This is a genomic window from Pararhizobium sp. IMCC3301 (assembly GCF_030758315.1).
GTDB lineage: Bacteria > Pseudomonadota > Alphaproteobacteria > Rhizobiales.
Map to the genome: position 1 here is coordinate 1,831,356 of NZ_CP132336.1, position 20,867 is coordinate 1,852,222.

At 54.8% G+C, this 20,867-nt stretch carries 21 protein-coding genes; 3 read left to right on the plus strand and 18 right to left on the minus strand.

Going from position 1 to position 20,867, the window contains the following annotated elements:
• Positions 1-312: 312 nt before the first annotated feature.
• From RAL88_RS08865 to RAL88_RS08880, 4 genes are all read right to left on the minus strand, one after another.
• A protein-coding gene (locus tag RAL88_RS08865) for an IS630 family transposase (RefSeq protein ID WP_371932098.1) occupies positions 313-1,376 on the minus strand; the annotation gives its coding sequence in 2 pieces (ribosomal slippage) (positions 313-890 and positions 890-1,376; 1,065 coding nt in all).
• A gap of 146 nt (positions 1,377-1,522) precedes the next feature.
• The gene (locus RAL88_RS08870; RefSeq protein WP_306268834.1) at positions 1,523-1,648 is read right to left on the minus strand and encodes a hypothetical protein; all 126 of its coding nucleotides are present in this window, start codon (positions 1,646-1,648) and stop codon (positions 1,523-1,525) included.
• A 152-nt stretch (positions 1,649-1,800) separates the two neighbouring features.
• Positions 1,801-3,813 carry a TRAP transporter fused permease subunit gene (locus RAL88_RS08875; protein ID WP_306268836.1) on the minus strand — a complete coding sequence of 671 codons (2,013 nt, stop codon included), beginning with the start codon at positions 3,811-3,813 and terminating at the stop codon, positions 1,801-1,803.
• Positions 3,814-3,896: 83 nt separating this feature from the next.
• Positions 3,897-4,985 (minus strand): TAXI family TRAP transporter solute-binding subunit, encoded by a 1,089-nt coding sequence (locus RAL88_RS08880; RefSeq protein ID WP_306268837.1) that lies wholly within the window; start codon positions 4,983-4,985, stop codon positions 3,897-3,899.
• A 100-nt stretch (positions 4,986-5,085) separates the two neighbouring features.
• On the opposite strand from RAL88_RS08880, the gene RAL88_RS08885 reads away from it, so the two are divergent.
• From RAL88_RS08885 to RAL88_RS08895, 3 genes are read left to right on the plus strand one after another with little or no spacing between them, the layout of a single operon-like run.
• On the plus strand, positions 5,086-6,255 hold the full coding sequence (locus RAL88_RS08885; protein ID WP_306268839.1) for a tripartite tricarboxylate transporter substrate binding protein: 1,170 nt from the start codon (positions 5,086-5,088) through the stop codon (positions 6,253-6,255).
• 23 nt (positions 6,256-6,278) lie between these two features.
• On the plus strand, positions 6,279-6,827 hold the full coding sequence (locus RAL88_RS08890; protein WP_306268841.1) for a tripartite tricarboxylate transporter TctB family protein: 549 nt from the start codon (positions 6,279-6,281) through the stop codon (positions 6,825-6,827).
• Positions 6,824-8,338, plus strand: a complete 1,515-nt coding sequence (locus tag RAL88_RS08895; protein ID WP_306268842.1) for a tripartite tricarboxylate transporter permease — start codon at positions 6,824-6,826, stop codon at positions 8,336-8,338. The genes RAL88_RS08890 and RAL88_RS08895 overlap by 4 nt, the downstream gene beginning before the upstream one ends.
• Before the next feature lie 446 nt (positions 8,339-8,784).
• On the opposite strand, the gene RAL88_RS08900 is transcribed toward RAL88_RS08895, so the two are convergent.
• From RAL88_RS08900 to RAL88_RS08965, 14 genes are all read right to left on the minus strand, one after another.
• On the minus strand, positions 8,785-9,447 hold the full coding sequence (locus RAL88_RS08900; RefSeq protein WP_306268844.1) for an RraA family protein: 663 nt from the start codon (positions 9,445-9,447) through the stop codon (positions 8,785-8,787).
• Positions 9,444-10,196 carry a FadR/GntR family transcriptional regulator gene (locus RAL88_RS08905; RefSeq protein WP_306268845.1) on the minus strand — a complete coding sequence of 251 codons (753 nt, stop codon included), beginning with the start codon at positions 10,194-10,196 and terminating at the stop codon, positions 9,444-9,446. Before RAL88_RS08905 ends, RAL88_RS08900 begins: the two co-directional genes overlap by 4 nt.
• A complete protein-coding gene (locus tag RAL88_RS08910) occupies positions 10,190-11,008 on the minus strand; it encodes an SDR family oxidoreductase (protein ID WP_306268847.1) in 819 nt (272 codons plus the stop codon). Before RAL88_RS08910 ends, RAL88_RS08905 begins: the two co-directional genes overlap by 7 nt.
• An 8-nt stretch (positions 11,009-11,016) precedes the next feature.
• Complete coding sequence (locus RAL88_RS08915) at positions 11,017-12,519, minus strand: tripartite tricarboxylate transporter permease (protein ID WP_306268849.1); 1,503 nt, start codon at positions 12,517-12,519, stop codon at positions 11,017-11,019.
• A gap of 4 nt (positions 12,520-12,523) precedes the next feature.
• Positions 12,524-12,994, minus strand: coding sequence for a tripartite tricarboxylate transporter TctB family protein (locus RAL88_RS08920; protein WP_306268851.1), 471 nt, complete (start codon positions 12,992-12,994; stop codon positions 12,524-12,526).
• A gap of 6 nt (positions 12,995-13,000) precedes the next feature.
• The gene (locus RAL88_RS08925; protein ID WP_306268853.1) at positions 13,001-13,969 is read right to left on the minus strand and encodes a tripartite tricarboxylate transporter substrate binding protein; all 969 of its coding nucleotides are present in this window, start codon (positions 13,967-13,969) and stop codon (positions 13,001-13,003) included.
• A 147-nt stretch (positions 13,970-14,116) separates the two neighbouring features.
• Positions 14,117-14,254: a hypothetical protein gene (locus RAL88_RS08930; RefSeq protein ID WP_306268855.1), complete on the minus strand. Its 138-nt coding sequence runs from the start codon at positions 14,252-14,254 to the stop codon at positions 14,117-14,119.
• A gap of 33 nt (positions 14,255-14,287) precedes the next feature.
• Positions 14,288-15,073, minus strand: a complete 786-nt coding sequence (locus RAL88_RS08935) for an SDR family NAD(P)-dependent oxidoreductase (RefSeq protein ID WP_306268856.1) — start codon at positions 15,071-15,073, stop codon at positions 14,288-14,290.
• Entirely contained in the window at positions 15,070-16,170 is a 1,101-nt protein-coding gene (locus RAL88_RS08940) for an FAD-binding oxidoreductase (protein ID WP_306268858.1), read from the minus strand. Before RAL88_RS08940 ends, RAL88_RS08935 begins: the two co-directional genes overlap by 4 nt.
• A complete protein-coding gene (locus RAL88_RS08945; protein ID WP_306268860.1) occupies positions 16,167-17,588 on the minus strand; it encodes an FAD-dependent oxidoreductase in 1,422 nt (473 codons plus the stop codon). The genes RAL88_RS08940 and RAL88_RS08945 overlap by 4 nt, the downstream gene beginning before the upstream one ends.
• Positions 17,581-17,883 (minus strand): (2Fe-2S)-binding protein, encoded by a 303-nt coding sequence (locus tag RAL88_RS08950; protein ID WP_306268862.1) that lies wholly within the window; start codon positions 17,881-17,883, stop codon positions 17,581-17,583. The genes RAL88_RS08945 and RAL88_RS08950 overlap by 8 nt, the downstream gene beginning before the upstream one ends.
• Positions 17,880-18,779: a dihydrodipicolinate synthase family protein gene (locus tag RAL88_RS08955; protein ID WP_306268864.1), complete on the minus strand. Its 900-nt coding sequence runs from the start codon at positions 18,777-18,779 to the stop codon at positions 17,880-17,882. The genes RAL88_RS08950 and RAL88_RS08955 overlap by 4 nt, the downstream gene beginning before the upstream one ends.
• A gap of 8 nt (positions 18,780-18,787) precedes the next feature.
• A complete protein-coding gene (locus RAL88_RS08960) occupies positions 18,788-19,678 on the minus strand; it encodes an SMP-30/gluconolactonase/LRE family protein (RefSeq protein WP_306268866.1) in 891 nt (296 codons plus the stop codon).
• Positions 19,675-20,838: a CaiB/BaiF CoA-transferase family protein gene (locus RAL88_RS08965; protein WP_306268867.1), complete on the minus strand. Its 1,164-nt coding sequence runs from the start codon at positions 20,836-20,838 to the stop codon at positions 19,675-19,677. Before RAL88_RS08965 ends, RAL88_RS08960 begins: the two co-directional genes overlap by 4 nt.
• Between the last annotated feature and the right edge of the window lie 29 nt (positions 20,839-20,867).

Genomic DNA, 20,867 nt, shown 5'->3' on the forward strand with positions numbered 1-20,867 from the left:
GAGGGGGCTGTTGATTGGTATTGCAGCGTGGCCATGGCTGCTACGAAAAAACGGTGCAGATAGTTGGAAGCGTTCGATCCAATTTCGGTCCTTATTGTGGTGTTGGCAGTATTTTGTGCTTCCCTACTTCAGGCTGCGACAGGCATTGGTTACGGCGTAATTGCCGGGCCGGTCTTTCTCGTATTGCTCTCGGGTACTGACGCACTTCAAATTAGCATCATGCATAATTTGTTGATCGCATTCCTGCTGGTGTTCAGGATTTGGCGTTCCGCAGATTTTCGCATCCTACGGACCTTATACCAAAGTCAGAAATCACTGACCCACATGAGCCCAGTTTCTCATTCCGATTGATGTGATGACTTCTGGATGATGGATGAGATTGTTCCATGCATCGCATGCTGCATCGACGATAGCGGTGTAGTCTTTGAAGACGCAGTTTGAGAGCCAGTTTGCCCGAAGGTATTGCCAGATGTTTTCGACCGGGTTCAGCTCTGGCGACTTTGACGGCAGCAAGATGATGGTGATGTTTTTGGGTACGTTGAGTTTGCTTGTCGTGTGCCAGCCTGCGCGATCCATCAGCACCACTGCATGGGCCTTGCGGGCGACATATTTGCTGATCTCATCGAGGTGCAATTGCATCGCTTCGGTATTGGCGGAGGGCAGGACCAAAGCCGCACCTGTTCCGCGCTTGGGACAAATGGCACCGAACAGGTAGGTGTTCTGGTAACGCTGGTCGGCAGGCAGGCGTGGTCGAGTTCCTTTCTTCGCCCAGATACGGACGCGTCCGTTCTTTTGTCCAATACGAGCTTCGTCCTGGAACCACACCTCAACTGGAGTGCCCTCCGGCAGGTCGGCTATGTGGGCTGCGAGCGTATTGGCGAAGTTTTTTTGAAAGCCTCGATCACCTGCGGATTTTGAGCAGGATGCTGCGGACGGCCTGAGATATGGGAAAAGCCGAGCTCAGCCAGATAATCGGAGACGACGCTTTGAGAGCACATTACCCCGAACCGTTCGCTGATCATCCGAACCAGATCAATGCGCCGCCACCGCACAACACCATTTATCTTTCGCTCTGGTCCCGTTTCGACAATCTGCGCCAGTTCCAGCATTTGCTCATCGCTCAGCAAACGAGGGCGTCCGGCTCCTGAGCGGTTGGTCAATCCATCAGGGCCATCTTCGTTGAAGCGATGCACCCAATCGCGCAGCGTTTGACGATCCATCCCGCCAATCCGCGCCGCATCTGTCCGGTTCATACCTTCGTACACAGCGGCCAACGCAAGCAACCGGCGTATCTGACGGTTGTCACGACATCGACGCGCAAGCCGGCGCAGAGTAGGAGCATCAAAATCACAGCGAAGCGGTATGGCAGTAGGCATGGCAAATCTCCTTTGCCATGATGAATCACAAAATCAGAGCCTTGGGAATCCCACCTGAGTCAGAATTTGCTGATGTTGGTATTAATCATTGGTGCCTTTTTCGGATTGCCGGTTGGGCACCTTATTCTCGCTTTGGCTGATAGTTCTCAAATTAAAATACTTGCCGCTGTCACGGTTTCGCTTGCAGCGACTGTTTCCTCCAGATCGATATATCCCAGATTATATTTCACGAAGCTGATCAGCCATATTCCCTCGTCAAAAGTGTTGCCCATGTGTCCGGTACGTTCCGTTACCCATGTCTCGGATCGCTCATTTTTAACCAGTTGTATTGCATGCCGTTTTCACGGACATCGGAATCTGACCCTCCCATGCCTTACGCAGCAAAGCCATGAAAGCATATTGCCGACCACAAAACGGCAGCATCTCATTCCGGCGTTTCAGTATCGTGATTCTGCACGGGTTTGGGCTCCTGAAAGCGTATCATTCGCGGGATGGCGAACACCATCATCAGTGCGCTGAAAGCGGCAATCAAAGCAAATATCGCTCCCTCTTCGTATCCGCCGACGGTCGCGTAGAACGCACAACCGGCGATGGCAGCGTATGCCAGCCTAAACCCCGGACCCAGAGGCCGGTTCCAGTATCCGGTCAGCGCAACCTGCATTGCCCAGAAGCTGATAAACAGGCACAATACATCAAAAATGATCTCGTAAATGTTCGAATCCAGCAGGCTTCCAAACGCAAATACGAGCGGGATCAGGTAGAGAGCCTTACCCAGTTTCACGCACTCCCAACCGGTTTGCATTGGGTCGGACCCGGCAATTCTGGCCCCTACAAATGCTGTCATACATATGGGTGGCGTTATGGTGGAATCCTGCGCAAACCAGAAAATGATAAGGTGCGCTGCCAGTACGGACAGCCCAAGATCCTGAAGAAAGGGCGCGCCGAGTGCAGCAATGATCACGTAGGATGCAGTCACCGGCATTCCCATTCCCACGACGTAGCTGATGAGCCCGATCAGGACGACTGCAATCAGGACCGAACCGTCGGAAAACTTCAACAGGATTGAAGTGATCTTGATCAGCAGCCCGGTCTGCACAACAACGCCGTAGATAATAGCGGCACTCGCCAACAGCGCCGAAATGCTCAGGGCAACACGCGCTCCAGCCTCCAGGGTGGTGATCATCTTGCGCAAACTGATACGTGTGGACTTGCGGGTAAGCGCCATAACAAACGTCGCCACCACACAGGCGCCCGCCGAGAAGAAAGGTGTGTAATCCATCAACAGCAATGCGATCAAAGTGCTGATCGCGGCAATGATGTGCCAGCCCTGAAGCAGCGTAACGGACAGGCTTGGAAGCAATGACTTGTCCAGACCTTTCAGGTTTCGTTGAGCGGCCTTGATGTCGGTAAATACATAGATGGAAAAGTAATACAGAATGGCCGGCGCGATGGAGTACAACAGAATTTTTGCAAGCGGTTCGCTTGTCAAACTTGCCATGACGAAGGCACCGGCCCCCATCAGTGGTGGAGTGAGCCCTCCCCCAACTGAAGCGACAACTTCGATCGCTGCAGCTTCGTGGGGCTTGTAGCCTGTCCGCTTCATCAAGGGGATTGTCATGGTCCCGGTGGTTGCCACATTCGAGATCGACGATCCGGACAGCATCCCCATCAACGCGGATGAAATAACGGCCACCTTCGCGGGGCCACCACGTTTGTGACCCGCAATGGAAAGCGCCAGGTTTGTGAAAACCGCGTCCCCGCCTGTGGCGCGCAACAATGTCCCGAAGAGCAGGAACACGAACAAAAACGTCGCCATGATGCCGGTGACGAAATTAAAGATACCGGTCGTATCCATATACAGCGTTTCAATCAATTCCGGCAGCGGCACGCCGCGGTGCTCGAACAAGCCAGGCCAGTAGGGCCCGGTCACCGCGTAGAGAATGAAGATCAGGTTGAGAGAAACAATGACCCCGCCGACCGTTCGCCGGGTTGCCTCGAAAATGACGAAGAGCGCCAAAAGACCAAGAACAATGTCTGTCAGTGGCACCTCGTCAAATCCGACATAGCGGTTGAGATAGCGATCCTGCGAAAAGAATGCCCATGCAAAGACCACGGCCCCGATCAACGCAAATGTGCAATCGAGCAGTGACAGTCGGTTCCCTCGAGCCGATTTGAAAGCCGGATACAGCAGGAATGTCAGAGGTATGGTAAAAAACAGATGCAGGCTGCGTGTTGCGATTTCACCAATCGTGGCCGTGAAGGCGAAGTAGAGCGTGATCAGCGACAGCGACGCAGCAGCGATTGTGACAGACCACCCAAGTGGCCCTGAAAACTTGCGTTGCTCTGCAGGAAACAGCCGCTCTGCGAAGTCGGCATCAGATATTTCCGCAACGTCAACAGTCGAACCAAGCACGGAATCAGGATTTGGATTTGTCATCTGGGAAATCATTATCCGCTTTGGTGTCGAAACCTGTTGTCAGGCGACTCAAAGCCGCCTGACAATACGTTTATTGTGACGGGCTATTCTATCCAGCCGGCTTCCTTGAAGTAACGCAACGCACCAGGATGGGTTGGGATCGGGTGCCCCATGGGCATCAGCTCCGGTTGCCAGTTTTCAAAGCCACCATAGGCCGAAATCAGGCGGTCGCGATTTTCGGCCATTTCCTTGACCATGGTGTACACGATCTCTTCGTCCATTTCTTCGGTGGTAAACACCACAGTTGAAAGGTTGAGTGATTTGATCGGCGTATCCTGGCCGGAATAGGTGCCGGCGGGAATGTCAAATTTGACATAGCCCCAATTATTGACCATCTCGTCGCGAATGGTCTCGGGCATATCAAACAGACGCGCGTCACGGGCAGCGAGTGCCTGCTGCAGGTCGCTTGATTTGATACCAACCGTGTTCGTGTAAATGTCGATCTGACGGTTCAAAAATGCGTCGAGCAGGCCTTGTTGCTGGCCTTCCATGACCCTGCCGCCAGCGGTCTCAATTCCTTCAAAATTGGTCCCGTACTCTTCCATTATACGCTCAATGCCAAACAGGTTCGACGATCCTTTGGCACCGACGCCGATACGGACTTCACCCCCGTCCTTGACCTTGGAGAATGCATCGTCGTCAACGTCGCCAGCCAGGACGATTTGAACCGTATTTGGGACCACATTGGCAATCACCCGAAGGTTTTTCAAACCCTCACTTTCAAGAATGGGATTGTTGCCATTGTAGATTGCCAACAGAAATGGACCATATGAAAGCCCGAAATCAGCTTTGCCACTGCCAACAGACAATGGGTTACCGATCGCCCCTTTACCTGGAATTGTGCTGACCGGCTGCCCGGAGTAATTTTCATTGACCATTTCGGAGATGGCGGTTGCCGTTGGAAACCATGTTCCGGTGGGGCCGCCTGAAATGAAGGTTGCGGATTTGTGCTCTGCATCTTGCGCAAGACCCTGCCCGCCCACCAGCAACAGCCCTGCTGCCGCGGTAAATAGGAATTTCGAAAGTTTCATAATTTGCTCCTCTGGCACTGATAAAAAACTTTGGGCGGCCGCAATCAAATCCACCGTGGTGCATTGAATCCGATACCCACTAAAGTTTTTTATACGGAACAACGTTTGATATGTAAAACATTTTCATGGTGTTTCGCGGCCAAAGCCTCTCATCTCTGGTGTCTACGGGTTAATTGGCGCGCGAAAATAAGAGGGCGCAAATTTGCAAACTTACGGCAAACGCGGAGGATCTGGAATTGCCAGAGCCGTACACGGTGAATTCAATCTTGGATCACTTATGGAGGTTGTCTGTTTTTCTAGAATACAGTGTTTTACATTTGGAACGGTGTTTGGTAGACAAAACATCGTGACGGGGCTGAAATACAATCCTGATGTCCCGAAAACCAATTATTTTTTTAAAAGGACAAGACATATGCCTTCCAAAAATTTGGTGACACTGGGTTTTGCGCTCGCCGCCACTCTGTTTTCCGGTTTGGCTTGGGCCGAATATCCTGAAAAAGCAATCAACTTGATCGTACCTTACGGCGCAGGTGGCGGTACTGACTTGTCAGCCCGCATTTTGGCGCCTGCGCTGGAAAAGGAACTTGGGCAGCCGGTGATTGTAGTCAACAAGCCAGGCGGCGGTGGCGCAGTCGCTTTGGGGACTTTGTTTGCCGGGAAGCCTGATGGCTACACAATCGCATTGGGAACCGGATCGAACATGACGATCATTCCCCACACGACACCGGTCGGATATGAGATTGAGAATTTTACCTACATCGCAAATTATGTCGGATGGCCATTCATGATGGTCGTGAATTCCGAGATTCCTGCGGAGTCGATTTCGGACGTCATTTCCTGGGCAAAGGAAAATCCCGGAGAACTGGTTTCTGCCAGCACTGGCGGGTTCAACTATCACGTCGTGGCCATGGAGTTGATGTCTCAAGCTAGTGGTGGATTGGATATTCGAAACCTGCCCACCAACAGTACATCTGAATCACTGGCGCGGTTGCTTTCAGGAGATGCAAATATTGTCGTAGGGTCTCCTGCCACATATCTGGAGCATGTTAAATCCGGTGAATTGCGTGCAATTGGCATCGTTTCCGATGTGCGTGGGCCATTGCTGGAAGGCCTCGAATTAGAGTCATCCAAAGATGTTCTTGGGTTTGAGTTGAAAAACACCACCGTCGTGATTGCACCTCCTGGCGTGCCGGAAGATATCCGCGCGAGGCTTGAAGAGGCCATGGAATCCGCTTTGGCGGATCCGGAAGTCATTGCACAGGTCAACGCACTGGGCTTCCCTGTACAATATGATGCCGGCCCTGTTGCCAGGGACAAGACGCTGGAAACATCCAACATGTTTGGCGGCGTGATCAAGAAGCTGACAGAATAACAGCAGAATAAGGGAGTCCGCCCATGATCAGGACAATACATGGTGAAATCGCCTCGGCGTTTATGTTCCTCTGTGTTGGCCTCTATTGCATCGGCGCGGGCTCTCAGTTCGAATATTACGGGTTGCTCGGACCAGGACCCGGATTCTTTCCAATTCTGGTCGGGAGCCTTATCGTCGCACTCTCAGTGGGCTTGTTTATCAGCATATACCGGTCTGCCCACGCCCCGTCCCCCAACGATATTCCGACGACGCAAGACGCCATTAAACAACAGTTTGCCAACCAGCAGAATGGCAACAAGCCATTTTTTGAAGAGACGGGTTCGGTCCGACGCGTCGGTGGTATGCTCATCGCCATTGTGGCAACGACAGCTCTGCTTGAGGTGATTGGATTTCGACTGGCCATCTTATTGTTTGCCCTTTCGGCCCCCTCAATGATGGACCGGCCAAGTCTTTTCTGGCGCATCGTTTTGGCACTGCTTTGCAGTTTCGGAGTGGCATACGCCTTCGAAAACTGGCTGGGTGTTCAACTCCCCAAACCATCAATCCAATTCATTGAAGATCTGGGTCTATGATCGAAATTTTAGAGCCACTTCTCTTTGGGCTGCAAAATGCAGTCACACTGGAGAACCTGACATTTGCGCTTATCGGTTGCATTATTGGCACAGCTGTTGGCGTCCTGCCGGGTGTCGGCCCAGTCGCCGGAATTGCGATACTCCTGCCGGTCACGTTTAGCCTGAGCCCTGTGGGTGCCCTCATCATGTTGTCGGCCATCTATTATGGCACGATGTATGGTGGCACAATCACCAGCGTCCTCATGAATGTGCCGGGTGAAACAGCCTCGGTTGTCACGGCAATCGAAGGCCACCAACTGGCCCGACAGGGCCGTGCCGGTGCAGCCCTGTCTATCGCGGCCATAGGATCGTTTATTGGCGGTGGCCTGGCAACGCTGGGGATTGTCTTTATCTCTGGTCCCCTGAGTGAGTTTGGTCTGAAGTTCGGCCCTCCAGAATTTTTTGGTCTTGTGGTGCTGTCTTTCACACTTCTTGTTGCGCTGACTGCAGATTCCGCCCTGAAGGGCTTTGCTGTAGCAGCCTTTGGTCTGGCACTGACACTTCCAGGTTTCGACCCGATGACGGGCATTCCCAGAATGACTTTCGGCTCGATCAATATGCTGGACGGCTTCGCATTTGTGCCGGTCCTGATGGGATTGTTCGGAATTTCCGAGATTCTGCTGAACATCGAAAGCCGCAGCACAAAGTTGCTGTCTGCTCCCATGTCAACGCTGTGGCCATCGCGCGACGATTGGAAGAAATGTTTTGGCCCGATCATTCGCGGCAGCGGGCTTGGTTTCATTATCGGTGTGATCCCGGGTCTTGGATCCGCAACATCATCGTTTATTTCCTACGCGCTTGAAAAACGCTTGAGTTCAACTCCCGAAAAATTCGGCAGAGGCGCCATCGAAGGCGTCGCCGGTCCGGAAACCGCCAACAATGCAAGCGCGAATGCAGCACTTCTGCCGCTTTTGACATTGGGAATTCCCGGCTCCGCCACGACGGCATTGCTATTAGGGGCTTTCCTCATCAACGGCATCGCTCCAGGACCGTTTTTGTTTCAAGACCATCCGGACCTCGTCTGGACACTTATCGCAAGCATGTTCATCGGAAATGTGATCCTTCTAATCCTGAATCTCCCATTGGTCGGCCTTTGGGTCAAAATCCTTCTCATTCCCTACCCGCTTCTGATGACGATGATCATCGTCTTCACAATCGTCGGCAGCTATAGCCTGAACGGCAGCGCATTCGATGTCGCAGTCATGATCGGGTTTGGATTTGTTGGATATCTGCTGCGAAAAGCGTCGTTTCCAATGGCCCCTATCGCTCTGACACTGGTGCTTGGTCCATATTTCGAGCAATCGTTGCGCCAGTCACTCGTCTTGTCCAAGGGCGATTACAGTATCTTCTTCAGAAGCGGAATCTCATCGACATTGATCGGTCTGGCAATGCTAGCCATCGCGCTTATTGTGTTGAAGAGCATTTTCTCGAACATCCGTTTGCCCTGGCGTGCCGAGGACAGTGAAGTCTAGGGTTGGGACCTATTAATCCCGTAATCTGCAATGATGCCCTCTTGAAGGACCTCATGACATACAGCTTTCGACCTGCTGCGTTGAGCGACCTGGAAACGCTAGCCGAATGACAGCGGCGATCCCATGTCGCTTGTTGGTGGGATTCAGCACCGAGCTTCACTGAAGACGATCTCACCAACCCGCGCGTGGCAAGATGGATGGTAGAAACCAAGGGGAATGCATTTGCTTTCATGCACGACTATGATGTGCACGGTTCGAGGCAGCACTATTTTGATTGTTTGCCTCAAGGCTCTCGCGGGATTTATCAGTTTATCGGTATGCCAAAAATGATCGGATGTGATGAGGGTCCTCAGTTTATCGCGGAGCGACCAAATTCTTTGTGATGATCGCGTGCTGGTGCTGCGGAGATTGAGCAGAGCGCGGATGGTTAGCCCTTTTGCCGGAGATCAGACTGGCCAGATCAATTGCAATTTTTCTCCAGATAGAATGCGATCACGGGCAGCGGTCTCGTTGGCGCCAAGCGCATCCGCCGCATCGGCAACATCGCGTGCCCGGCATTTTGGAATGGCGACGACGCCGTCAATATCGCCGAAAATAATATCACCGGGCGACACTGTAACCCGGCCCAGTGTAAGCGGCACTTGGCTCTCCTTGGGCTCCTTTTTGCCCGTCACGCCAACCGGGCTTGCCGCGGATCCGAACAGTGGATAACCGAGCATGCGCACTTGGGCGAGATCGCGTACTGTGCCCTGGACAATAGTTGCCCCTGCTCCAGCTGTCTTGGCTCCCGACGACATCAATTCCCCCGAGCAACTTCCTTCTGCGCATGATGCATCGCATACAATAATTCCGCCTGTTGGACAATTGTCGATGGCGTTGTGATAGACATCCTGCGGCTCGCCCATGCGGTCTGAGGGTTTGAAGAGAACTGTTACCGCCGGTCCACAGACCACAGCACCCGGCTCCAGCGCTCCCAACAGCGAAATACCCTCAAGGTACCCCCATAGACCAAGCGATTCCATACTGTCGTGAATGTCACCGGAATACCACTTTTTCAGCCGCTCTATGGCCACCCAATCCGTGTCTGTATAGTCAAATTGTGAATTCATTTCAGATTGTCCTGTTCCTTGACCTTGGCAATGGCCAGGCGGAGATACGATGTCGAATTGGCGATCTGCGCGCGCAGCAGCGCCTTGGCGCCGAGTTCGTTTCGGTCGCGGACCATTGCGAAGATTTTGGCATGTTCATCATAGGCCGCATCAAGCGACTTGGACGGAACTCGGCTGGTGACACGGATCAACTCGGTGATCAAGCCAAACAGGTTGTTGTAAAAAACCGTAAGGATCTCATTGCCGGCCGATCGAACAAGCGCCAAGTGGAAGGCTGCATCCATTTCTGTGAACCCGAAAAAATCACCCTGATCACGCGCAACTTCCATGCCCTTCAGCGCTGCTTCGACTTCTGGCTCGATTGGGTTCTCTCTGGCAGTCAGGGTTCCAAGAACCTCGATTTCGATCATCCTGCGCACATCCATCAACTGGACAAGATAATCGGGGTCCGTGGAGAACCGTTGCCGGATATTTGTTGCCAGAGTACCCAAGAATTCACCGACATCATCACGCACGACAATGGTGCGTTCTCCATGCTTGCGGCGCACCAGCCCCTTGGTTTCCAATATCTGCAGGGCTTCCCGGACAGAGCGCGTGGATACGCCGAATTCCCGCGCCATCTCGCTTTCGGATGGCAGGCGTTCCCCGATTTCCAGCGTACCTGCAAGTATTTTTTCTTCGAAAGCATCCGCAACCGAGGAATGCAGGCGGCTGCGCGCGCCCACCCTTGGAGTTAGATCGGTTACCACGCTGTGAAGCCTCCATCGACCACGACATTAGAACCCGTCATGTAGGACGAGGCGTCCGATGCCAGAAAACGTATGACACCATTATATTCATCGATTTCCGCCTGTCTGCGCATCGGCACGCGTTCCAGGAAATTATCGACAAATTCCTTGTCGAAACTTCCAGTCTTTACACCGCCAAAGGAAATAAGGTTGGTTCGCACCTTTTTCTCCGCCCAGTAGGTGGCCAGATATCGGGTGAGGTTGATCAGGCCGGACTTTGAAGCTGCATAGCTGACAGCCTTGATGAAAGGCACGCCATCGCGTTCTTCACGATAGGCGTAGAGTGACTGGTTTGGCGACACCAGGCCGTAGATTGATCCGATATTGATAATCGAACCGCGTCGCGCCTCGGCCATGGCGGAACCCACAACCTGACTTGTCAGCATTACGCCGGTCAGGTTTGTGTCGATGATTTCGTCCCAGTAATGTTGCGGATAGTCCTCGAAGGGGGCATTTTGCTCCGCTGTACCGTCGGGTTTGGAATCAATCCCGGCATTGTTGACCAGAATATGCGGGGTGCCCCAGTCGTTCTTCAACATTTCCGTTGCGGCCTGCAATTCTTCCTTTTTTGCGACACTTGCCTCATAGATCCGGATACGGTCAGTGAGGCCCGGAAATTTTTCTGCCAGTTGTGCATCAGAAAACGGACGCCGACTGAAAATGGCGACATTTGCGCCAGCCTGCGCCAACGAGGTCGAAAACTGCGTGCCAAGTTGCCCAAGCCCCCCGGTGACCACTGCAATTCGATCTTTGACACTGAACATTTCATCCATTTTGGTTCTCACTTCTTGTAAACAATTGGGAGGTGGCGGATCACGCGGCTGAGCAGCGGCGCAAGCGCCACACCGCAGACCACGATTCCAAGACCGGCGGCGATGGGGCGCTCGAAAAATTCCAGCAAGTTGCCATCGGCAATCTGCATGGACATGATAAAATTCCGTTCCAGTATCGGGCCGAGAACAAGGCCCAGAATGACCGGTGCGATCGGGAATCCGTTGCTTTCAAGTATATAACCGACGATTCCGGCGATCAACATGATGCCCACGCCAAACATCGTGTTGTTGATGGCAAAGGAACCCAAAATGCAAAAGATGAGAATAACAGGAACGATCAAGCTGCGTGGTACGGCCAGGATATGCCGGGATCCCTTGATGGCCAGCCAGCCAAGTGGAAAGAGCAACAGATTGGCCATGAAGAATGTCAGGATGATCGACATTGGCATCGTCGGATTTTCCAGAAACAGGCGCGGGCCGGGATTCAGGCCCTTCATAAAAAGAACACCCACCGCAATCGCGGTTACCGCATCGCCGGGGATACCGAAAACCAGGGCCGGGATCCAAGCGGCTGACAGGCCCGCATTATTCGATGATGTTGCTTCAATCAGCCCCTCTTCGTGACCGGTCCCGAATTTTTCCGGTGTACGTGAAAATCGGCGGCTGACACCATAGGCGATCCAGGCGGAGACGTCGCCGCCAACGCCAGGCAGCGCTCCGATCGCCGTGCCAAGCGAAGCGCCGCGAAGCAGGCTCAAGGGATAACGCATCAGCAACCTGCCCATGCCGCGAAAGGGTCGGACGCGTGAGGTGGCAAAGGCGGGTGGAAAACTGACTGAAGATGAAAATCCGCGCAACACCTCAGCCAGTGCGAACATGCCGATCATGGTCGGGATGAAACTTATCCCGCCCATCAATTCGATCGAGCCAAAGGTAAATCGCGGCTGACCAGACGTGACATCCAGCCCGACGGTCGAGATCAGAAGCCCGAGCAATAGCGATATGAAACCACGCGCCGGATCCTTTGCGCTGACAAGGGCAGATGTCATCAGACCAAGCAATGCCAGCCAGAAGAACTCGAAACTGGAGAATTTCAGTGCAAAGCGTGCCAGTATCGGACCACTGATCATCAGCACCATAGCCCCCACGATGCCGCCGATTGCGGAAAAGAAAATGCCGATGGACAGTGCTGTCTCAGCACGCCCTTTCAATGTCATGGAATAGCTTTCTTCGACATAGGCCGCAGAAGCCGGGGTGCCCGGTATGCGCATCAAGGCGCCGGGGATATCGCCCGCTGTGATGGCCACGGCCGTGGTCGAAACGATGATCGCGATGGCGGGGATAGGGTCCATGTAAAAGGTTAATGGCACCAGCAACGCTGTTGCCATGGTCGCCGTCAATCCCGGAATGGCACCGATGAACAGCCCATATATGGCTCCGCCAAGGATCGCCACAAGAACGGCCGGCTGGAACACGATTCCCAACGCACCAATGAACGCGTCAATTGTCATCGCATCACCAAGGCAACGGCAGCGGCCCGGCGGGCAGCGGCACGAAAAGCAGGCGGGCGAAAACGAATTGAGCGACAAGCACCAGACACACACTGGTCAAAACGGCGGAGACAGCCCGCGCGCCCATCAGCAGCATTAAGGGCAGTGCAAAACCCAGTCCGTAAAGAGGAAAGCCGATTATCGGCAGCAGCGCGATGCCGAGCGCGATGCCAGCAATTGTCCAAATTGCGCAATAAACTGGACGCTTAGCACCCTTCCACTCGCTTATATCAACCCAGCCAGTAGCGCCATTTTGCAGCAGTCCGGTTACAAAGATGCGGATCGACAGTACTCCCATCGCGGTTCCAATCAGTGTTGGCATCAGCTCAGGGCCGAAAGTCGTTCCCGGCACGGAGGGAAGCCCCCGCGCGCCGAGAATGATTGCCATTGAGAGCAACGCGAGCGCGCCGCCGATGAGTCGATCATCGATCCTCATGTTCGATCACTTTGCCAGGCCCAGGACCTTCATTGATTCGACCAGACCAGTGCGGCTGTCCGAAACGGTCTTGGTAAAGTCCTCAGAATTCTGGTAGGCGACGGAGAACCCGCGACTATCCATGAATTTTTTGAATTCAGGATCTTCAGTAATTTCTTTCAACTGCGCAGCAAGTGTTGCCGTGGCTTCCGCTGGAAGATCGGCAGGTCCGGCCAGGCCACGGAAAGGCAAAGGTGACCACTTGATGGAGAATGTCTCGTCCGTGGTCGGAAGATTGGGGTATACCGTGCTACGTTCGCCAGAAAGAAGCGCAAGTGTCTTGGCCTCTCCGGCTTCCACCAATGCCCGTGCTTCTGCAGGGGACGTGGCCACGACCTGAATGGCATCGGCAGCAAGTTGCTGCATCGCAGGGGCTGAACCGTCGGAGGCAATCCAGGGACTGGCAGTCGGGTCGACACCCAGTTTGTTCAGCAACCCAGCCCAGGCGAGATGGGACAAGCCGCCTGTATTTGCACCTGAAGCCTTGATGGTTCCCGGAGCAGCTTTCACGGCATCAATCAGTTCGGCCACTGTTGAATAGGGCGCATCAGCGCGCACGTTTACTGCAATGGGGTCAGCATTGAAGCGGCCAATCAGCGTGAAATTCTCCGGTTCTGCTCCGGGGATTCCCTGTGCATTATACATCGTTGTCTCGATTGTAATCACACCCAACGTGTAGCCATCATTCGGGGCATTTGCTATGGTGATATGGCCGACAAGACCGCCGCCACCGGTTCTGTTGACGACATTGAAGGGCTGGCCGAGCCGTTTCTGGAGTTCAGCTGCTACCGCGCGGGCGGTTGCATCGGTTCCGCCGCCAGCGGACCACGGCACGATGACGGTAACGGCCCGTTCCGGCCATTCTGCATGAGCTGCTCCGGCAAATCCCACCCAAGCGAAAGCTGCCGCGGCAGCGGCGATAGTCAAACTTCTCATTGTAATCCTCCTAAGCCGGCGACAAAGGGCATCCCGGCACAAGAAACGTACACATGACATAAGTCATATGTCAAGTGTCACCGTTCAGGAATAGCTACGTCCGTGGATTGCGGCTCATTTTTTGGGATTCACATAACAGCGCTGATGTCACTGCGGTTGGCTTTCGCCGGTTGGTCCTGTCATGCACCACCTCCGCCAGCGTCGATTGGCGCAGGCCAGTTGATTGATCACTCTGGCATTGGTCGCCATCGCTTTTATTGCCGCGAAGAGCATATTTTCAAACATCAGATTTCCCTGGAGGGCGAAGGACTGCGGTGTCTAGAACCGACCGCAATCAACTCTCATTTTATCGCCGGTGATCGCCGAGGACAGGTCTGAGGCGTAGAAAAGTGCGGCACGGCCCACTTCTTCGGGTGCGACCCAGCGTTTCAACGCTGCAACATCGGTGTAGTTTTCCCGTTCGATCTCATCGACTGGGCGGCCTTCTGCTTCAGACCGGCGTTGCAGGATGCGATCCATGTTCTCGCCAGACACCGCTCCGGGCATAAGCGCATTCACCCGAACGTTCAAAGGCCCCAGTTCACGGGCCATGGTTTCGGTAATGCCAATCAGCGCGAATTTCGAGGCAACATAGGCAGACCGCATTGGGTAACCCTGAATGCCCATCAGCGACGACATGTTGATGATTGATCCGAATTTTTGCGCGCTCATGATTTTGGCGGCTTCCTGAAGACAATACATCGCGCCAACGAGATTGATGTTCATACAGCCGATCCAGGCGTCCATATCAACCTCAGCCACCGATGCGATGGGCCCGGGTCCACCGGCATTGTTCAGCAGAACATCGACTTTGCCGGTAATCTTCACAGCTTTGGCGAACATGGCTTTCACCTCAGTCTGGTCTGAAACGTCACAGGCGATCGCATGGCCACCAATCTCGCTGGCAACCTTTTCCAGCGGCTCCAGACGTCGCCCGGTGACAACCACCGTCGCACCTGCATCTGCAAAGACTTTGGCTGTTGCCTCACCAATTCCACTGCCACCACCGGTGATGATGGCAAGTTTCCCGTCCAGGCGGCACGTATCTGTTGAAATCGAGCTCATATGGTATCCTTTGTGAAGTCACGCCCCGGATCGAACAGAGGCAGTTCAGGCTCGCGCCCAAGAATAAAATCGCCCATCAGTTTTCCGATGTAAGGACCAATGGTGTAACCGCCGCGCACGCAGCCCAGCACAAACGCATTCTCAACGCCTGGCAGCGCACCGGCGAGAGGATAGAAATCGGGCACATTGGCTTCAAACCCGGTCCAACTGCGCAAAACGCGCGCCTTGGCCAATTCGGGGAGCGCGTATTGTGCAAGGGCCAGATTGGGCGCGACTGAGCTTGCCTGCACCTCACCTCGGCCACTTTGCGGCGTGCCTCTGCCCTGCCAGCCGCCGCCGACCAGAACCGTGCCATTGGCCTTTTGCTTCATGGTCAGCAAGCCGGTCGCATGCCCAATCACGGTTGAAATCAGGGAGGGCAGACGTTCAGTGACAGACACAGTGTTGATGCGCGCCTGAACCGGTAAATCGACATCAAGCAGCGAGGCAAGTGGTTTGAGCCACGCTCCTGCAGCCAGCAGCACGCGTGTGGCGCAGATGACGCCCTGCGAGGTGCCCAGTTCAAAGCCCAGGGCCGTTCTGGCAATCGTAGCAACAGCGGCGTGCTCTTTGTAGTCAATCCCATTGGCACGCAATTGCGCGCGATAATACTGACCCGTCAAAGAGGAATTCGCATATCCATCGTCGGGGCAATAACTCGCCGCCATCACCTTATGGCTCAAGTGAGGCTCAGCGGCTCGCAATACGTTGTTTGATACAAATGAGATTGCCGCGCCTGCTTCGGCTTTCAAAGATTGACGCTCATGCAGCAACTCTGCTTCCTGCTCGGTAAAGGCCACTGTATATCCGCCGGTTTTCCGGAAACCAACCGCATCACCCATGGCTTGCCATTCAGCATGCCCTTTGAGCGCGTAAGGCATCAATTTCACCCGCTTGATCTGCAATGACAGGGTGCCGGCGTTCACGCCAGAGGCGCCCTGCCCCAGATCGCTCTGGTCGAGCACTATTGGGCGCATTCCACCCTGGGCGACACGCAAAGCCGTAGCGCACCCCATAATGCCGCCGCCAATAATCGCAATGTCATAGGTCCGGGTCACAGCGGCGCAGGCTTAGGAATCGGCAGATCTGAATAGGCAAAGTCGCCAGCCAATGCGGAAACTGGGACGGGGCGCAACGGAGGGCGGGCCGTGTGAGGTGGCACATCGCCGTCCTCCAAACCTTGCGTTGAAGCCACAAGCCGCGCAATTGCTGTTTGACAGAACTTGCCCCCGCAAGGGCCCATGCCTGCGCGCAAACCGGATTTGACAGCGTTGGTGCTGGAGGCCCCCGCCTGTATTTCAAGCAGAAGCTGATCCCGGCTCAGGCTTTCGCAACGACACATGATGGTTTGTGGCGTTGTCAGCTTCTCAAGACCGGGCCGCGGCACACTCAGGGCCGTCATCGCAAGTCCAAACCTGGATGCACCGGCGTAGCTGCGATGCAGCCGCTTTTTCTGCAATCCGACTTTCTTGCCGGTAAATTCTGCGGCGCTGAGGCCCGCGAGCTTGCCATGTATTTCTGCAGCAGAGGCCCCGCGAATTCCCGCGCCATCCCCGCAAATAAAGACACCACGGACTTTCGTGCTGCCATCTTCCGCTGCCCTTGGAATCCAGCCGCCCAATTTTGGCTCATGGGTGATCTCGATTCCTGCCAATTGGGCGGCCTCCAGGGCTGGGATCAGTCCGTTGCCAAGACACACACTATCTGCAGTGATCGTTTTGACGGTCCGCACTGGCGTCCAATCCGGTCCGAGCTGTGAAATGTGTACGGACGAAACGGCCGCCTCGCCACGCACTTCGCTGACCGCATGGCGCCAGAAAATCGGAACACGCGCCAGCATCAGATCAGCAATCCAGACCATCCCGCGCCACATCAAATCAGGCCGTCGGCACATGGACGGCAACGAGCGCATCCAGTCCGATCGGCTGTTCGGCGTAACGACAGCCGCAACCTTGCCGCCAAGCCGCCGGATTTCGCTGGCCACAAAAAACACCAACGGTCCGGACCCTGCGACCACCGTGCAGTGCCCAGGAGGCATCAGTGCTTGTTTCATCAAAGCTGTTGCACCGGCCAGCCCAATTACGCCCGGCAGCGTCCATCCCGGAATGGGTTGCACAAATTCGCGCGCACCAGTGGCCAGCGCGAGCGCTTTGGCGGTGATTGTTTCAGATCGTCCATCCACGAGTAAATGCAGGCTCCAGCCTTCAGGCACCTGTTCGATCTGCCAGACCCTTGCATCGCCCAGATGCGCTATGTCGCTCTCACGCACGGCTCCCCTCAGCTGATTGCCGGCGCTGGTTTCTGGCGTCTTTGGTGCGGAAATGATTGCCGCGCTTTTGGCTCGCCAAACCTGTCCACCCGCTTGCGGTTGTTCATCAATCATCACCACGCGGCTGCCCAGTTTCGTGGCCTCCAACGCTGCATTGGCACCCGCTGGCCCTGCGCCCAGAACTGCAATATCGTATTGCTCAGCCATCTTTGTCACGCGTTACAGACAGCACCACCAGCCCGTCCGATACAAGCTGGCGGCAACTCTCAACACTGACACCAGCAACATCGACCACACATTCCTGGCACAGTCCCATACAGCAAAATGCACCGCGCGGCGCGCCATCTTGCGGTGCATTCCGCAAATACAGGACGCCGGCACGGGTCAAAGCGGTAAAGACGGTTTCACCCATATGCCCGGATATGGCCCGTCCATTGAATGTAAACTCGACGAACGGCGCGCGTTGAATTGAGCCGGAATGGTCGGGCACAAGTCGGATCATCCGTATTTGATCCCCAAATCATCAAAGCAGCGTTTGATCGTGTTGATATCTGCCTGAGTAGCCGGAAGAACCGGGTCACGGGGAACGCCGGCAGGCTGGCCAATCAGGTTCAAAGCAGCTTTGAATGATGCAGGCCATGTTCCAACACTCATCAACAACTCGTACAGCACGGTGAGCTGGTAGTGGGTTTTACGATAGGTTGCATCGGGCGCTCGCGTCCCGACGGCTGCCATGTCTGATGGCAGCAATTCGGTAAATTCCGGCCCGGTGGCAATGAACCCCTTCGCGCCAAGAGCGAAGGCTGGCAGGATATAGTGGCAAGGGCCCGTCATCACAGACATCTTGTCGCCAAGACGCGCCAGCAAATGCGTATGATAGAAGAAATCGCGCTGGCTTTCCTTGATGCCAATGACATTGTGATTGTTCAGCAAGGTCTCGGTCTGGTCGATGGTCAGAGAAAACCCCATTCGGCGAGGCGAGTTGTAAAGAACCAGCGGCTTGTCCGTTGCAGCCGAAACTTTTTCAAAACGGGCCATCAGTTCAGCATCTGAGGCTTTCAAAACGTAGGTCTGCGGCATGGACAGCAAAACGTCAGCACCATTTTCTTCAGCCGCGCGCACATAGGCAAGAGAGGCGTCAATCGTGGGTGCCGAGATGCCCATCATGATTGGCACCCTCCCCTTGGATGCATCTTTCGCCACACGGACAAGTCGCCCGCGTTCTGCTGCTGACAAAGCCCAGCTTTCGCCATTGTCTCCGGCGATGCAAACACAGCTCGCGCCCCTGCTGATCAGGAACTCAAAGAGGTCGACAAACGCATCCTCCATGATCTCGCCAGCAGCGTTGAAAGGTGTGGCAATGGCAGGGACGTAACCGTGCAGGTCGTCTTTATTCATGATGGTCCTCATGGGGTGGGAATGGTGCAGGTGAACACCGCGCCAAATTGCGCATCGATGATGTATAATTCTGTGGGATTGTCTGGATGGAAGGTGACAGATGTTGTCCAGAGACCATCTGGCAGCCGAATCTCTGCTATGGGATCACCAAGCCCATCAAAAACGTAAGCGCGTCCAGCCTGTGCTTGTGCGACGGCAAGCCAGCCTGCGCTGTTTGTTCCAAGGCCATCCGGGCCCAGCCCGCCATTGAGCTGCAAGAAGGTACCCACCATTGGTGGCCCGCTCTCAGGGAGCCTCGATGAAAAGCGCCAGATCTGGTTGGATCGCGTCGCGGCGACATAGACCCATGCCCCATCTGGCGACAGACAGATACCATTGGAATATGGCACGCAATCCAGCACCAGTCGCAATTCGCCAGCCGCAGGCAAACTGTAGACCCGCCCGCTTGGGTCACTCAAGGACGAGCGCCCACTATCGGTAAACCAAAGCGTGTCGTCCGGTCCGTAACACATGTCAGACAGCCCCATGAATGGCTGATCGGTGATGCCGGTGCTGAGAGTGGAGAAGCTGTCATGGCCTGTGAGTTCTATCAGACCATGCTCATAGTCCACGGCAATGTGCCGCCCATCCGGAGAAATGCGCATGCAGTGCGGCTCCCCGGCGAATTGATGCATGACGTCCCAATCGCCACCGGGTGACACACGAAACACACGCCCATAGGGTACATCTGACAGCCAAAGATTGCGTGCAGCGTCAAAAAATGCCCCTTCAAGAAAGGAATGCATGTCCTGTCCAGGACGGGTCATCCTGGCCCAGGCCGATGGCACGCCCTTGTGGTGCAGCGCATCCGGCAGTTTCGTGAACAAGCATGCCGTCAGCTTGAAAGGTTCACGCCTCATCGAACGGTGCCCTTTTCCAGCAGGGCTTCGATCTGATCGTCGCTTAATCCGATCTCACGCAGAACCTCGGCACTGTGTTGTCCATGTCGCGGAGGTGCCGTTGACAATGCCGGGCCACCTTCACTCATCCGAAAAGCCGTCAACGGGAGGGTCGCTTTTGAATTATCAGGATTTGGCTGAAAATATGCGCGGGCGAATAATTGGGGTGACGCGACAGCTTCTGCCAGCGTCTTGACAGGTTCCGCCGGCAAATCTGCAGCACGCAGGCGTTCAATCCAGAATGCGTTTGATTGGGCTTTGAAAATATCTTCCAACTGAACCTTGGTCTCGCTCGGGATTGACCAGACATCCTGCCATGTTCGGATCTGGCCCAACAGCGGGATAGCCGTTCCGAGTCCCGCCAAAACGGTCGCAAATTTTCGGTATTGCGGCGGGCGAAACACGCCAAGGGTCAATCGCCCATCCAGTGTTTGATAGGTCAAAATGCCTGCCTCTTTGTCGCGCCTGGTGTCACAGGGATGCTGCGCTGCTGCAACCTCCGGCGACATCATTTGCATGGCAACTTCCAGCATAGACACGCTGATATGGCAGCCTCGACCCGTTTGCACCCGTTGCAACAGCGCTGATGTGATCGCAAAGGCAGCAGAATATCCGGTACTGTAGTCTATAAATGAAACATCCGGCTTCCTGCCCGCGCATTGGGCTATGGTGCCGCTGGCTGCCTGAATGACATTGTCGTAAGCGCCGGTCTCGGCATCGGGCCCTGTGTCCCCATATCCGGTTACCGAGCAATGAACTAATGCAGGGTTTATGTCGGACAGAATTTCATAACCAAGTCCAAGTCTTGCCAACGCCCCGGTCGTATAGTTCTCGACCAGCACATCCGCATCCCGCACCAGAGTCAGAAAGATATCGCGTCCCTCCTGATCTGCCAGATCAAGAGCAAGCGCGCGCTTGTTGCCACCCTGAACCTGATAATTCAGCCCCAGACCCGCAGCATTGGCCGCATCATCCGGTCCCCGTCCCCTAACGCAATCCGGCTCGCTCGGGGACTCGATTTTCAGCACATCAGCGCCAAGCAGCGCCAGCTGGTAGGTACAAAAAGGCCCTGCCAAAACATGCGTCACATCAATGACTTTTGTATTTTTCAGGGCGCTCAATGATTTCTCCTGTGAGCCAAGTGATGACG

Bases quoted from the DNA above. Each gene is read 5' to 3' on its own strand.
- RAL88_RS08870 (WP_306268834.1), bottom strand. From the start codon at position 1,648: ATGGGCAACACTTTTGACGAGGGAATATGGCTGATCAGCTTCGTGAAA.
- RAL88_RS08875 (WP_306268836.1), bottom strand. From the start codon at position 3,813: ATGACAAATCCAAATCCTGATTCCGTGCTTGGTTCGACTGTTGACGTT.
- RAL88_RS08890 (WP_306268841.1), top strand. From the start codon at position 6,279: ATGATCAGGACAATACATGGTGAAATCGCCTCGGCGTTTATGTTCCTC.
- RAL88_RS08895 (WP_306268842.1), top strand. From the start codon at position 6,824: ATGATCGAAATTTTAGAGCCACTTCTCTTTGGGCTGCAAAATGCAGTC.
- RAL88_RS08900 (WP_306268844.1), bottom strand. From the start codon at position 9,447: ATGAATTCACAATTTGACTATACAGACACGGATTGGGTGGCCATAGAG.
- RAL88_RS08910 (WP_306268847.1), bottom strand. From the start codon at position 11,008: ATGGATGAAATGTTCAGTGTCAAAGATCGAATTGCAGTGGTCACCGGG.
- RAL88_RS08915 (WP_306268849.1), bottom strand. From the start codon at position 12,519: ATGACAATTGACGCGTTCATTGGTGCGTTGGGAATCGTGTTCCAGCCG.
- RAL88_RS08920 (WP_306268851.1), bottom strand. From the start codon at position 12,994: ATGAGGATCGATGATCGACTCATCGGCGGCGCGCTCGCGTTGCTCTCA.
- RAL88_RS08925 (WP_306268853.1), bottom strand. From the start codon at position 13,969: ATGAGAAGTTTGACTATCGCCGCTGCCGCGGCAGCTTTCGCTTGGGTG.
- RAL88_RS08930 (WP_306268855.1), bottom strand. From the start codon at position 14,254: ATGTTTGAAAATATGCTCTTCGCGGCAATAAAAGCGATGGCGACCAAT.
- RAL88_RS08935 (WP_306268856.1), bottom strand. From the start codon at position 15,073: ATGAGCTCGATTTCAACAGATACGTGCCGCCTGGACGGGAAACTTGCC.
- RAL88_RS08945 (WP_306268860.1), bottom strand. From the start codon at position 17,588: ATGGCTGAGCAATACGATATTGCAGTTCTGGGCGCAGGGCCAGCGGGT.
- RAL88_RS08950 (WP_306268862.1), bottom strand. From the start codon at position 17,883: ATGATCCGACTTGTGCCCGACCATTCCGGCTCAATTCAACGCGCGCCG.
- RAL88_RS08955 (WP_306268864.1), bottom strand. From the start codon at position 18,779: ATGAATAAAGACGACCTGCACGGTTACGTCCCTGCCATTGCCACACCT.
- RAL88_RS08960 (WP_306268866.1), bottom strand. From the start codon at position 19,678: ATGAGGCGTGAACCTTTCAAGCTGACGGCATGCTTGTTCACGAAACTG.